A 12,507-nucleotide genomic window follows, 5' to 3' on the forward strand; every position below is an offset into this window, starting at 1 on the left:
GCACTGCGCAATAAAATAATGCAACGGGAGGAGTGCAAAAAATAAAATTCAGCTTAGCATAAAGAGTCTTACCAGGCTCCCCGGGTGCAAGCTGACAATGAAATTCAGAAGATTGAGCGGCCGATGCGCTGCGCCAGAATCTCCAGCGCTGCCGTTCCGGCAAGCGAGTTACCCGATGAATCCAGCTCCGGGCACCAGACCGCAATAGACATCTCCTGCGGCACCACGGCAATAATCCCCCCGCCGACCCCCGATTTACCCGGCATCCCGACGCGATAAGCAAATTCACCCGCGCCGTCATACATCCCGCTGGTCACCATCAGGGCATTAATCTGGCGCGCCTGTAGGGCGGTAATTATCGGTTCATCAAGATGCAATGCCCGCCCCTGATTGGCCAGAAACAGAAAGGTTTTTGCCAGCTCGGCGCAGCTCATTTTCAATGCACAGTAATGGAAGTAATTATGTAATACGGTCATCACGTCGTTATCGAAATTACCAAAGGACTTCATCAGCCAGGCAATTGCCGCATTACGGGCGGAATGTTCAAGCTCGGATTTTGCCACCCGCGCGTCATACCCCAGATCGGGTTGTTCCGCCAGCATACGCACCACTTCGAGCATACGCTGTTTCGGCGCGCTCAGCCGCGTCTGCAACATATCGCAAACCACCAGCGCACCGGCATTAATAAACGGGTTACGCGGCTTACCCTGTTCCAGCTCCAGCTGGAGTAACGAGTTAAACGGCTGCCCGGACGGCTCCTTACCCACGCGCTGCCAGATTTCGTGCTCTTCATAACGCGCCATGGCGAGCGTCAGGCTCAGCACTTTCGAGATCGACTGGATCGAGAAGCGCTCTGTCGCATCTCCTGCGCTAAAGACTTCCCCCTCAACGGTACAAACCGCGATCCCCAGCTTGTTACCGGGGATTTCGGCCAGCACCGGAATATAATCTGCCACTTTCCCGCGGCCAATTAATGGCCGTATCTGGGTAAGAATATCTTCCAGCAATGGGTTATTAAGTACAACTGGCACCACAAACTCCTGTCCGGCGGGCTTTAAGGGCGCGAGTATAGCAGAGGCGCTCCCCCGCAGGCAGTTGAAAACTTTACAGGATCGATAAGGTGAACTTCACCACATTTGAGTGGTGCCGCCAGTTCCTCAGACGGTGTTAAATCAGCCATATAAATTCTTAGCGCAGCAACACTTTTCCTACTAAATAGGTCGTAGCCTGGCCCGACATCAGCACCCTGTCACCAACCAGCTGGCAGCGAATATCGCCCCCTCGCTGGGAAACCTGCCGCGCCAGCATCTGCGTTTTACCCAGCCGTTGCGCCCAATAGGGGATCAGCATGGTGTGCGTTGACCCGGTGACGGGGTCTTCGGTTATTGCCGCCGCCGGTGAGAAGAAACGGCTGACAAAGTCATAGCCTGCGAGCTCTGCCGGTGCCGTGATACAGACCTTTTGGTTCAGTTTCAGCATCAGTTGAATATCCGGGGTAACCGCCTCAACCTGGCGCTGGTTTTCCAGCACCACGGTATAGGTGCGCCCAAGGCGTACCTGCTGATAATCGCTAATCCCCAGGCAATCAAGCAGCAGCGGCGGTGGTTCCACAGGCTCGCTGGCGGTGGCCGGGAAATCCAGCGTCAACCAGTCGCCATTACGCGTAACGGTTAGTGGCCCGAAAAATCGGGTCGCAAAGTGGATCGCGGTTTCCGGGTAATTGAGATACTCAAAAATCACATAGGCGGTGGCAAGCGTGGCGTGCCCACATAGCGTTATCTCCCCCTGCGTAGTGAACCACCGCAGTTCAAACCCCTCATCCGTCGTGATGAAAAATGCCGTTTCCGACTGATTATGCTGGCGCGTCATCGCCAGTAAAGTTTCATCCGGCAACCACTCCGTGAGCGGGCACACTGCCGCAGCATTGCCGCCGAAAGTCGTATCGCTAAAGGCATCTACCATATAAAAATCAATTTGCTGCATCGTTTCTTCTCCCGGGGCGTTCAATCACCGCTATCGTGCCATGCGTGGCCTGATGAGCGACATAAAAAAATGAGAGTTAAATCACAAAACAAGTTGTATGGCGGGATCGATGGTTTTATCATCGCCCGCTCTCCGGATCTTATTGACCAACGCGAAACCTTACTATGACTATCAATAACGTCTCACGCAAAACGGCGTGGTTACGCGTCGTTACGCTCGCGGTTGCCGCTTTTATTTTTAATACCACCGAATTTGTCCCGGTAGGTTTACTTTCTGATATCGCCAACAGCTTTGGAATGCAAACCGCAGAAGTAGGCATCATGCTGACCATTTACGCCTGGGTAGTGGCGCTGATGTCATTGCCGTTTATGTTGTTAACCAGCCAGGTTGAGCGTAAGCGGCTATTAATCTGCATTTTCACCCTGTTTATCGCAAGTCATGTGCTTTCGTTCGTCGCCTGGAATTTCACCGTGCTGGTGATAAGCCGCATCGGTATCGCCTTTGCGCACGCCATCTTCTGGTCGATTACCGCTTCGCTGGCGATTCGTATGGCTCCGGCGGGTAAAAAGGCCCAGGCGCTGAGTCTGATAGCCACAGGGACGGCGCTGGCGATGGTGTTAGGTTTGCCGCTGGGGCGCGTGGTTGGACAGTATTTTGGCTGGCGCACTACCTTCTTCGCCATCGGCATTATCGCAGCGCTGACGCTGTTGTGCGTCATCAAACTGCTGCCCAAATTACCCAGCGAACATTCAGGTTCGCTGAAAAGTTTGCCGTTGCTGTTCAAACGCCCGGCGCTGGTCAGCCTGTATGCCCTGGTCGCCATTGTTGTCACCGCACATTACACCGCCTACAGCTATATTGAACCTTTTGTGCAACACATTGCGGGCCTTAGCGCCAGTATGGCGACTTTCCTGCTGCTGGTGCTCGGCGGCGCGGGAATTATCGGCAGCCTAATGTTTGGCAAGCTGGGTAACCGCCACTCGTCAACCCTGGTCAGCGGCGCCATTGGTTTATTAGTGCTCAGCCTGGTATTGCTGCTCCCGGCGGCGCAAAGCGCCATGGATCTGACGATTTTAAGCCTGTTCTGGGGGATCGCGATCATGATTATTACGCTTGGAATACAGGTGAAGGTGCTGGCGCTGGCCCCTGACGCCACCGATGTGTCGATGGCGCTGTTCTCAGGCATTTTTAATCTTGGGATCGGTGCCGGTGCGCTGCTGGGAAACCAGGTAAGCCTGCATTTCTCTATGGCGAATATCGGGCTGGTAGGCGCCGTGCCGGCACTCTGCGCGCTGATCGGCTCAGTGCTGATTTTTCGCCGCTGGCCGGTCTCGCTTGAAGAACAGCACAGCCACTAAAGAGCGAAGGGGCAAAACAATATACGCCCCTTGTTCAACTTACCGCGCCGGGAATCGAGTAATAAAGTCCAATAGCCTTCATCAATTCAATCATCGCTCATCCTGTCCCCCCTTTTAGCGCTGCGAATATAGCAGTCAGGCTCCCCCATTGACGTTAGCGCAATGATATCAATGTTAAAAACTGAACCGTTTTAGCCATTCGTGGCATTGGCGATCCATCACGTTGACTTATGGTTGCCCGAGCAATAATATCCTGCGTGATTAAATATACTTGCCTGGGCAACCATAGTGAAAAACTCAAACGATCTGTTTAACGAAATGATCCCGCTCGGGCAGCTGATCTATATGGTTAACCAGTATAAGGAACGCCTGCTCAACGAAAACCTTTCGCCACTGGAGGTGACAGCGGCGCAGTTTAAAGTGCTCTGCACCATCTATCGCGAAAAGTGCATTACCCCTATGGAGCTAAAGAAATCGCTTTCTGTCGACCCCGGTGCGTTAACCCGCATGTTAGACCGCTTGCTGTGCAAAGGGTGGGTCGAGCGTTTGCCTAATCCCCATGACAAACGCGGGGTGCTGATCCGCCTCACTCCCGAGGGGAAAACGCTGTGTGAAAAATGCCGCACTCTTTTGGGGCAAACCCTGCATCAAGAACTGATAAAAAACCTGACAAACGATGAAGTCGAAACGCTTTATCAGCTGTTAACAAAGGTATTACCGTAAACCTGATAAGAGGTGGAACAATGTCCAGACGGAATAATGACTCGATAACGATTCAAAGCATATTGGACTGGATAGAAGAGAACCTGGAGAACCCTCTGTCGCTGGAGAAGGTTTCACAGCGTTCCGGCTACTCGAAGTGGCACCTGCAAAGGATGTTTAAAAAAGAGACCGGCCATTCATTAGGCCAGTACATTCGCCATCGCAAACTGACCGAGATCGCCCTCAAGCTGAAAGAAAGCAATGAGCCGATCCTCTATTTAGCCGAGCGTTATGGGTTTGAGTCACAGCAGACGCTTACCCGCACGTTTAAAAATTACTTCTCTGTGCCTCCTCACCGCTATCGCGTGGCGTGTTCAGGCGGCGAAGGAAAGTATATTCACCCGCTAAATCATTAAGAGATTCACCAATGCTATGCAACCGTCTGTGACAACAGACATCGAGGATTTATGAAAGGTTTTATCGGCGCGGCAAGTCTGCTATTGATTCTGGCTTCCGCTAACGCTCTGGGCAAGCAACCCGGCGACTTTAACGCCGCCCGGAGCAATCATGGCGGCATGATGATCCCCTGCCCGGATAATCCTGCCGAAGGCGGCCCCCATCGCACTATTGGCGATAAGTCAGAGTTGCTGGGTACGCCTTATTACCATCAAAGCACGAACTGATGATATTCACGCTGGCGGGTATCGCTACCCGCCCGTATTAACTGACTACCGCCCGCCTTAGCCGCAGACCAAAAACGTTAATCAACAACCCACCCATAATTAGCGCGGCGCCGGCTAACTGCGTGAAAGAGAGCGTTTCGCCCAGTAGCCATGCGGCACTTGCCATCCCTACCACCGGTACCAGTAACGATAACGGCGCAACACGCCAGGTTTCATAACGCCCCAGCAAACTACCCCAGATACCGTAACCGACAATCGTGGCCACAAACGCCAGATAGATGAGCGACAGAATAGTCGTCAGATCGATGGCGATCAGGCTTTGCCACATCAATGCCGGGCCATCAAGCAGAAAACTGGCGGCAAAAAACGGCAGCACCGGAATCAGTGCGCTCCACACCACCAGCGACATAATGGGTGGGCGGGCGGCAAGCTGCATGATCTTTTTATTGAAGATATTGCCGCATGCCCAGCTTAACGCCGCCGCCAGCGTCAGCATAAAGCCCAGCAGCGCTACGTGTTGCCCGCCGAGGCTGCCTTCAATCAGCACCAGTACACCGCAAGCCGCAAGCAAAATCCCCGCCAGCTGCTTACCCTGCAGGTGCTCCTGTAAGGCCAGCGCGCCGAGAATTATCGTGAAAAATGCCTGAGCCTGCAGCACCAGCGAAGCAAGACCTGCGGGCATACCAAACTTAATCGCGCTAAACAGAAACGCAAACTGCCCAAAACTTATCGTCAGGCCGTAGGCGGCCAGCAGGCGAAAAGGAATTTTCGGGCGGGAAACAAACAGTAGCGCGGGAAAGGCGACCAGCAGAAAACGCAGCCCCGCCAGCAGCAGCGGCGGCATATTATGCAGCCCCATTTTGATAGCGACAAAGTTCAGCCCCCACACTACCACCACCAGCAGCGCCAGCAGTCCATCTTTACGCGTCATACCCTGCCCCTGTTTATTGCATTTATGTTAAATATTAAGCTATGCCCGACGCATAAACTGGCACAGTTCGCCTGTTAGATCCGCTGACACAGAACGAAACTTAACATATTTGCAACCTATACTTTATTCAATCTTCGTGCTAAATCTGACGCTCTCAACAAATCCACTCTAAAAACAAAACGATAACATGGTTTCTTCGATCGGGCGTTTTTCTGGCAAGCAACTCTCCATCAGCGTTTTACTGCTCTCTTCCTTGCTCCTCACCGTCGGGCGTGGTTTGACGCTGCCGTTTATGACTATCTATCTCGCGCGGCAGTACGCAATGCCGCTAAAAGATATCGGCATCGCGTTGACTGTCGCCCTCACTGCCGGGGTGGTGTTTAGCCTGTGGTTTGGCATTCTGGCGGATAAGTTCGACAAAAAGCTCTATATGCTGCTGTCGATAATTATCTTCCTCGCTGGTTTCGTGGCGATCCCGTTAGTTAATAGCGCCGTTCTGGTGGTGCTGTTTTATTCACTGATTAACTGCGCCTACTCGGTGTTTGCTACGGTGCTGAAGGGCTATTTTTCGGACGTGCTGGAAATTCACCAGAAGCCGAAAGTTTTCTCGCTCAACTATACCTGCGCCAATATCGGCTGGACGGTTGGCCCACCGATTGGCACGCTGGCGGTGCTCTACAGTACTAATCTGCCGTTCTGGTTATCCGGGCTGACGGCGATCGTTCCGTTTATCATGATCGCCCGCTACGTGCAGCGCGTACCGTTCAGCCTGGCGTATTCCGGCTCCGGTGTGGCGCTCTCCGGGCGCCAGATGTTCAAAGATAAGGCGCTGCTTTATTTCACGCTTTCATCCTTCCTTGGCTCGCTGGTGTTTGGCTCTTATGCTGCCTGTTTATCGCAGTATGCGCTGGCGATTTCGGATTCCGAACTAGCGCAAAAAGTGGTGGGCGTGGTACTGCCGGTAAACGCCATTGTGGTGGTGATGTTCCAGTATCTGGTCGGTAAACGGATACGCCCGGATAACATCAAAAAGCTGATGGGCTACGGCACGCTGTTTTTTATCGCCGGGCTGGCGGGCTTTATGATTTCCGACAGCAATCTGTGGCTGTGGGGGATCTCCGCTGCGGTGTTCACCCTGGGTGAGCTTATTTTTGCGCCGGGTGAATATATGCTGGTGGATAACATTGCCCCCGCGGGGCTGAAGGCCAGCTATTTTTCTGCGCAACAGCTGGGCTGGCTAGGCGGCGCCTGCAACCCGCTGCTTACCGGCCTGATGTTGACCTGGTTCCCAGCGCATATGCTGTTTGTGGTGCTGATGCTGGCGATAGCGCTGGCCTATCTGATGATGGTAAAAGGGATGGCGGTGAAACCAGCGGATCGCGCCATCCTTTAAACCTCAGGACAAATTTTTGCGATACTGAATAAAGCCAGGCTTGTCCGCTAACTTGTCGTATAACGCCTGGCCTGCCGCATTGGTTTCATGGGTATGCCAGTAAACCCGCCCGCAGCCTTGGGCCTGCGCATGTTGATAAACCGCTTCAATCAGTGCCCGCCCCACGCCTTTACCGCGAGTTTCCGGCGCGGTAAAGAGATCTTCCAGATAGCAGCGATCCTCCGCCGACCAGGTGCCCCGGTGGTAAACCATATGTACGATTCCAGTCATCTTACCCTGCTCGTCAAACGCCCCCAGCGCGAACATCGGCTCTGCCGCATCCAGCATCCGTTGCCAGGTTAGCCGTGTGACAACGTCACTAATCTGTGCCTGATAAAACGCCAGATAACCCTGCCATAGTTCTGACCACTGCGCATAATCTTCCGCTTCCAGCGCCCGGACCTCAACTGCGCTCCGGGTAGCGCCCGGGCGCCGGCTCATCAGGCCTGCGCGAATCTGTGCTAATCCCTGCTTCTGCACGCCTTCCGGCATATTCTCCGCAGACAGCCAACGGACAAACGACTGCTGAATCAACGGCCATTCGCTATCAAGAATTGAGAACCATGCAGTATCGCGGGTGCGCTGTTTATAAACCACCGCCTGGCGAAATAGCCCTTCATAACGGAAGCCAAGGCGAACCGCCGCATGACGTGACGGGCCGTTTACGCTGTCGCATTTCCACTCATAGCGACGATAGCCCAGCTCAAAGGCGTACTTCATCAGCAGATAGTGGGCTTCGGTCGCCTGCACCGTGCGCTGTAACAATGGGGTATACATCACATAACCCACTTCCACCACGCCGTTTGCCGGGTCGATACGCATTAGCGACAGAGTCCCCAGGGCATTGCCGCTGGCGCTATCAACAACCGCATAGTACAGCGGATCGCCGCTCTGCGCGGCGTTTTCGATAAACTCCGCAAATTGTTGCGCGCAAGCAAAGGGGCCGACGGGCAGATAGGTCCAGCCGCGATCGCCTTCTGCCGTGTTCCAGGCGGCCCAAAGGGGATCTATATGAATGTGGCTCAGCGGTTCGAGGCGGCAAAAGCGCCCCTCCAGCACGATACGCTGCGGGCGTGGGCAAGGCTGCCAGTCGGGCAGCGCCTGACCCACGGGTTGTTGATGTTCATTGATAGTCAATTCAGGCCTCGGCAAAGAGTGACAAGTTCGTAGCCTGAATATAAACAACTCATGGCCTGACAAAAAGAACCCGATGGCTTTTCGGCTTAAATCGCCACCAGCCTACGCACTCCTTCGCTCTCCATATTCGTTCCTGCGCCACGCTGAATAATCGTGCCGCGCGACATCACCAGGTAGTTGTCCGCAAGCTCAGCGGCAAAATCATAGAACTGCTCCACCAGCAAAATCGCCATATCCCCTTTGGCTGCAAGACGGCTAATTACCACGCCTATCTCCTTAATCACCGACGGCTGAATGCCTTCGGTCGGCTCATCCAGAATCAGCAGTTGCGGTTTACAGGCCAGCGCGCGGCCAATTGCCAGCTGCTGTTGTTGCCCGCCGGACAGATCGCCGCCGCGCCGCTGCTTCATCTCTTTAAGCACCGGGAAAAGCTGATAAATCTCTTCCGGCACCGCCCTGGCGTCCCTTCCGGCAAAACGGGCAAGCCCCATCAGCAGGTTTTCTTCTACCGTCAGACGCGGAAAAATCTCGCGCCCCTGCGGCACATAGGCGATGCCAGCCTGCACCCGCTGGTGCGGTTTGCGGCTGGTGATATTGCTTTGCTGCCAGCTTACGCTGCCCGATTTGGCCGGGATCAGCCCCATCAGGCATTTCAGCAGCGTGCTTTTACCCACGCCGTTGCGCCCCAGCAGGCAGGTGACTTCGCCGATTCTGGCCTCAAAGGAGATACCGCGCAGAATATGGCTACCGCCGTAATATTGGTTTAGCTCGTTGACTTGTAACATTTTCATCTCCCTTTCGAGGCAGGAAAGCCTGCCCTGTGCCACCACAACTTCAGCGCCCTAAATACACTTCAATCACCTGCTCATTGGCCTGCACTTCGCGCAGCGAGCCTTCCGCCAGCACCTGCCCCTGATGCAGCACCGTGACGCGATCGGCGATGGTTTCCACAAACCCCATATCGTGCTCCACCACCATCAACGAATGCTTACCGGCCAGACTGCGAAACAGCTCGGCGGTATACTCAGTTTCCGCATCGGTCATGCCGGCGGCGGGTTCATCCAGCAGTAGCAGGTGCGGTTCCTGTACCAGCAGCATACCGATCTCCAGAAACTGCTTTTGCCCGTGGGAAAGCAGCCCGGCTTTACGGTTGCGCTCGCCGCTTAACCGCAGCGTGACCAACATGTCATCAATACGGTCGCGCTGCTCTGAGCTGAGTGTTGCCCGCAGGCTCGCCCACACCGACTTATCAGCTTTTTGCGCAATTTCCAGGTTTTCAAACACCGTCAGCGCCTCAAATACCGTCGGTTTCTGGAATTTCCGTCCGATGCCGTATCTTGCGATATCCGCCGGTTCTAACAGCAGTAAATCCGTCGACTGATCGTAAAACGCCCTGCCGCTCTGCGGCCTGGTTTTGCCGGTGATCACATCCATTAAGGTGGTTTTTCCCGCGCCGTTCGGGCCAATTACGCAGCGTAACTCCCCCACGCCAATATTCAGCGACAGATCGGTCAGCGCCTGAAAACCGTCAAAGCTGACGTTAATTTTCTCCAGCATCAGCACCGGATCGGTGCGATCGCGAAAACGGTCGGCCTCATGCTGGCGGGTAAACAGCGGTTCGCCTGGTAGCATCATTTTTCTCCCTTACGCAGCAGGCCAATCACCCCGCGCGGTAAAAACAGCGTGACGATGATAAAAATCAGCCCGAGGAAGAGCTGCCAGTACTCCGGCACCGCCATAGTGAAGTAGCTTTTTGCGCCGTTAACCAGCCCTGCGCCAAGGATCGGGCCGATCAGCGTGCCACGCCCGCCCAGCGCCACCCAGATTGCCGCCTCAATCGAGTTAGTCGGTGACATTTCTCCGGGGTTAATAATCCCCACCTGCGGCACATACAGCGCTCCCGCCAGCCCGCACAATACGGCGGATAACGTCCAGACCAGCAGTTTGAACCCCTTTGGATCGTAGCCGCAGAACACCAGCCGGTTTTCCGCATCGCGCACCGCCGTCAGCACGCGGCCAAACTTGCTGCGGGCCAGCGCGAAACCAAGGCCAAGCGAAACGATCAGCAGCAACACCGTGGCGATAAACAGCCCAATACGCGTGCCGGTCGCGGCGATCGGCATCCCCAGCAGCGTGGTAAAACCGGTAAAACCGTTGTTGCCGCCAAAACCCGTTTCATTACGAAAGAACAGCAGCATCCCGGCATAGGTCAGCGCCTGGGTCATAATTGAAAAATAGACCCCTTTAATTTTTGAGCGGAAGGCAAAGAAGCCAAACAGCAGCGCCAGCAGCCCCGGCACCAGCACAATCAGCGCCAGCGCCCAGGCAAAATGCTGAGTGCCCCACCAGAACCACGGCAGGTGATCCCAGGAGAGAAACGACATAAACGCCGGCAGCCCGTCGCCTGCGGCCTGACGCATCAGGTACATCCCCATGGCATAGCCGCCAAGGGCGAAGAAAATGCCGTGTCCCAGAGATAGCAGGCCGGCATAGCCCCATACTAAATCCAGCGCAATAGCAACAACCGCATAGCAAAGGATCTTGCCGACCAGCGTCAGCGTGTAGGTAGAAAGGCTCAAGGGGTGGCTGGCCGGTAGCAGGGTTAAAAACGGCAACGTCAGCATCAGCACCACAAGAAGTAACCCCAGCGCGGCATAAAAACGTGGCGCTTTACGGGTTAAGGTTAACGTTAGCGGCTGGCTCATCAGTCAATTACCCTCCCTTTCATCGCAAACAGCCCCTGCGGGCGCTTCTGGATAAACAGAATAATCAGCACCAGGATAAGGATTTTTCCCAGCACCGCGCCAATCTGTGGCTCGAGAATTTTGTTAAAGATACCCAGCCCGAATGCTGCGGCCACGCTGCCCGCCAGCTGCCCCACGCCGCCCAGCACCACCACCAGGAATGAATCAATGATGTAGCCTTGCCCCAGTTCCGGACCAACGTTTCCCAGCTGCGATAGCGCCACGCCGCCCAGCCCGGCAATACCGGAACCGAGGCCGAACGCCAGCATATCCACGCGTCCGGTTGGCACACCGCAGCAGGCCGCCATGGCGCGGTTTTGCGTTACCGCCCGCACATTCATCCCCAGTCGGGTTTTATTGAGCAGCAGCCAGGTCAGCAGCAGCACCAGCAGCACAAAACCGATCACCACCAGGCGGTTCCACGGCAGGATCAGATTCGGTAACACCTGTATTCCACCAGAAAGCCACGCGGGGTTGGCCACCTCCATGTTTTGTGCGCCAAACGCCATACGTACCCCCTGAATCAGCATCAGGCTGATGCCCCAGGTTGCCAGCAGCGTTTCCAGCGGGCGACCATACAGATGGCGAATTACCGTGCGCTCCAGCGCCATTCCGATTGTCGCGGTGATGGCAAACGCCACCGGCAGCGCCACAACCGGGTAGAACGTCAGCCACGCCGGGGCATAGTGCTGAAAAGTGCTTTGCACCAGCCACGCGGAGTACGCGCCTAGCATCAGCATTTCGCCATGCGCCATATTAATGACGCCGAGCAAACCGTAAGTTATCGCCAGCCCGAGCGCGGCCAGCAGTAAAATTGATCCCAGCGAAAGCCCCATAAACGCCTGCCCGAGAACATCACCCAGCCATAAACGGTGCTGAATTTTTTGCAATCCTTCCGCGGCAGCTTGACGCACCTGTGGGTCAGATTCGATTTGTGGGTCGGTTAGCGGTTTAAGTAACGCCTGTGTCTCCGGGGCAGCAGAATGGCTGAGCAACGCCACCGCGTTCAGGCGCACTTCAGCCTCGCTGTTGGTGAGTTGCAGACGCGCAGCTGCCCCTTCCAGTGCCGCGCGCACATCATCATTTTGTTCGGCAGTCAGCCTTTGTTGTAACAATGGCAACAAATCCGGCGGCGCATCACGCTGTAAAGATCGCGCCGCCTGCAAACGCTGAGTGACGTTGTCACTTAATAATTGATGGCTGGCGAGCGCGCTGCCTGCAAGAATGCGTAGCCGGTTAGTCAGACGGACTTTCTTCACCTCGCCCACAGCCGCTTTTGCTTCCCCTGGCGGCGTAAGCGTGGAACCGTTTTGTGCGAATGGGTGCCGCTGTTCATCCACCACCAGGTTTTCCTGCACCAGCGCGTTTAGTAACGGAAGGCGTCTGACATCCGGTGTGGTGGCCCAGCTTTGTAGCAGTTTGGCCTGCTGAGTGCGGTTTGCCGCCGCAAAATCTTCGGCGTCTCCGGCACGGGCGAAACACGAAAGCCCCCAGGCGGCTATCAGCAGCCAGCGCATGAGTTTCATGGGCGTCTCCT

The 12,507-nt window shown here is 55.2% G+C and carries 13 protein-coding genes; 5 read left to right on the plus strand and 8 right to left on the minus strand.

Translation table 11 applies throughout. The annotated features are described in order from the left end of the window. Window positions 1-104 precede the first annotated feature (104 nt). Together glsB and EHN07_RS14025 are read right to left on the minus strand one after the other, a co-directional pair. The gene (glsB, locus tag EHN07_RS14020; protein ID WP_124024714.1) at window positions 105-1,031 is read right to left on the minus strand and encodes a glutaminase B; all 927 of its coding nucleotides are present in this window, start codon (window positions 1,029-1,031) and stop codon (window positions 105-107) included. A gap of 157 nt (window positions 1,032-1,188) precedes the next feature. Beyond that, window positions 1,189-1,983 (minus strand): PhzF family phenazine biosynthesis protein, encoded by a 795-nt coding sequence (locus tag EHN07_RS14025; RefSeq protein ID WP_124024715.1) that lies wholly within the window; start codon window positions 1,981-1,983, stop codon window positions 1,189-1,191. A 164-nt stretch (window positions 1,984-2,147) separates the two neighbouring features. On the opposite strand from EHN07_RS14025, the gene EHN07_RS14030 reads away from it, so the two are divergent. The 4 genes from EHN07_RS14030 to marB all read left to right on the plus strand — a co-directional run bounded on the left by EHN07_RS14030 (window position 2,148) and on the right by marB (window position 4,726). Next, a complete protein-coding gene (locus EHN07_RS14030; protein WP_124024716.1) occupies window positions 2,148-3,341 on the plus strand; it encodes a sugar transporter in 1,194 nt (397 codons plus the stop codon). A 288-nt stretch (window positions 3,342-3,629) separates the two neighbouring features. Further along, window positions 3,630-4,064, plus strand: a complete 435-nt coding sequence (gene marR / locus EHN07_RS14035) for a multiple antibiotic resistance transcriptional regulator MarR (RefSeq protein WP_124024717.1) — start codon at window positions 3,630-3,632, stop codon at window positions 4,062-4,064. 20 nt (window positions 4,065-4,084) lie between these two features. Beyond that, window positions 4,085-4,459, plus strand: a complete 375-nt coding sequence (gene marA, locus EHN07_RS14040) for an MDR efflux pump AcrAB transcriptional activator MarA (RefSeq protein WP_124024718.1) — start codon at window positions 4,085-4,087, stop codon at window positions 4,457-4,459. Window positions 4,460-4,510: 51 nt separating this feature from the next. Next, entirely contained in the window at window positions 4,511-4,726 is a 216-nt protein-coding gene (gene marB / locus EHN07_RS14045) for a multiple antibiotic resistance regulatory protein MarB (protein WP_124024719.1), read from the plus strand. Between the two features lie 37 nt (window positions 4,727-4,763). Here marB and eamA read toward each other — a convergent pair whose 3' ends face one another. Next, window positions 4,764-5,657 (minus strand): O-acetylserine/cysteine exporter, encoded by an 894-nt coding sequence (gene eamA / locus EHN07_RS14050; RefSeq protein ID WP_124024720.1) that lies wholly within the window; start codon window positions 5,655-5,657, stop codon window positions 4,764-4,766. A gap of 187 nt (window positions 5,658-5,844) precedes the next feature. Here eamA and EHN07_RS14055 point away from each other — a divergent pair, with 187 nt between their 5' ends. Beyond that, window positions 5,845-7,050: an MFS transporter gene (locus tag EHN07_RS14055; RefSeq protein WP_124024721.1), complete on the plus strand. Its 1,206-nt coding sequence runs from the start codon at window positions 5,845-5,847 to the stop codon at window positions 7,048-7,050. 3 nt (window positions 7,051-7,053) lie between these two features. On the opposite strand, the gene EHN07_RS14060 is transcribed toward EHN07_RS14055, so the two are convergent. From EHN07_RS14060 to urtB, 5 genes are all read right to left on the minus strand, one after another. Continuing rightward, complete coding sequence (locus tag EHN07_RS14060; RefSeq protein WP_244202406.1) at window positions 7,054-8,226, minus strand: GNAT family N-acetyltransferase; 1,173 nt, start codon at window positions 8,224-8,226, stop codon at window positions 7,054-7,056. Window positions 8,227-8,312: 86 nt separating this feature from the next. After that, window positions 8,313-9,011: an urea ABC transporter ATP-binding subunit UrtE gene (urtE, locus tag EHN07_RS14065; RefSeq protein ID WP_124024723.1), complete on the minus strand. Its 699-nt coding sequence runs from the start codon at window positions 9,009-9,011 to the stop codon at window positions 8,313-8,315. Window positions 9,012-9,060: 49 nt separating this feature from the next. Continuing rightward, window positions 9,061-9,858: an urea ABC transporter ATP-binding protein UrtD gene (gene urtD, locus EHN07_RS14070; RefSeq protein WP_124024750.1), complete on the minus strand. Its 798-nt coding sequence runs from the start codon at window positions 9,856-9,858 to the stop codon at window positions 9,061-9,063. Next, complete coding sequence (urtC, locus tag EHN07_RS14075) at window positions 9,858-10,931, minus strand: urea ABC transporter permease subunit UrtC (RefSeq protein WP_124024724.1); 1,074 nt, start codon at window positions 10,929-10,931, stop codon at window positions 9,858-9,860. The genes urtD and urtC overlap by 1 nt, the downstream gene beginning before the upstream one ends. Then, window positions 10,931-12,496: an urea ABC transporter permease subunit UrtB gene (gene urtB, locus EHN07_RS14080; RefSeq protein ID WP_124024725.1), complete on the minus strand. Its 1,566-nt coding sequence runs from the start codon at window positions 12,494-12,496 to the stop codon at window positions 10,931-10,933. The genes urtC and urtB overlap by 1 nt, the downstream gene beginning before the upstream one ends. Between the last annotated feature and the right edge of the window lie 11 nt (window positions 12,497-12,507).

This window comes from Buttiauxella warmboldiae (assembly GCF_003818135.1).
GTDB lineage: Bacteria > Pseudomonadota > Gammaproteobacteria > Enterobacterales > Enterobacteriaceae > Buttiauxella > Buttiauxella warmboldiae.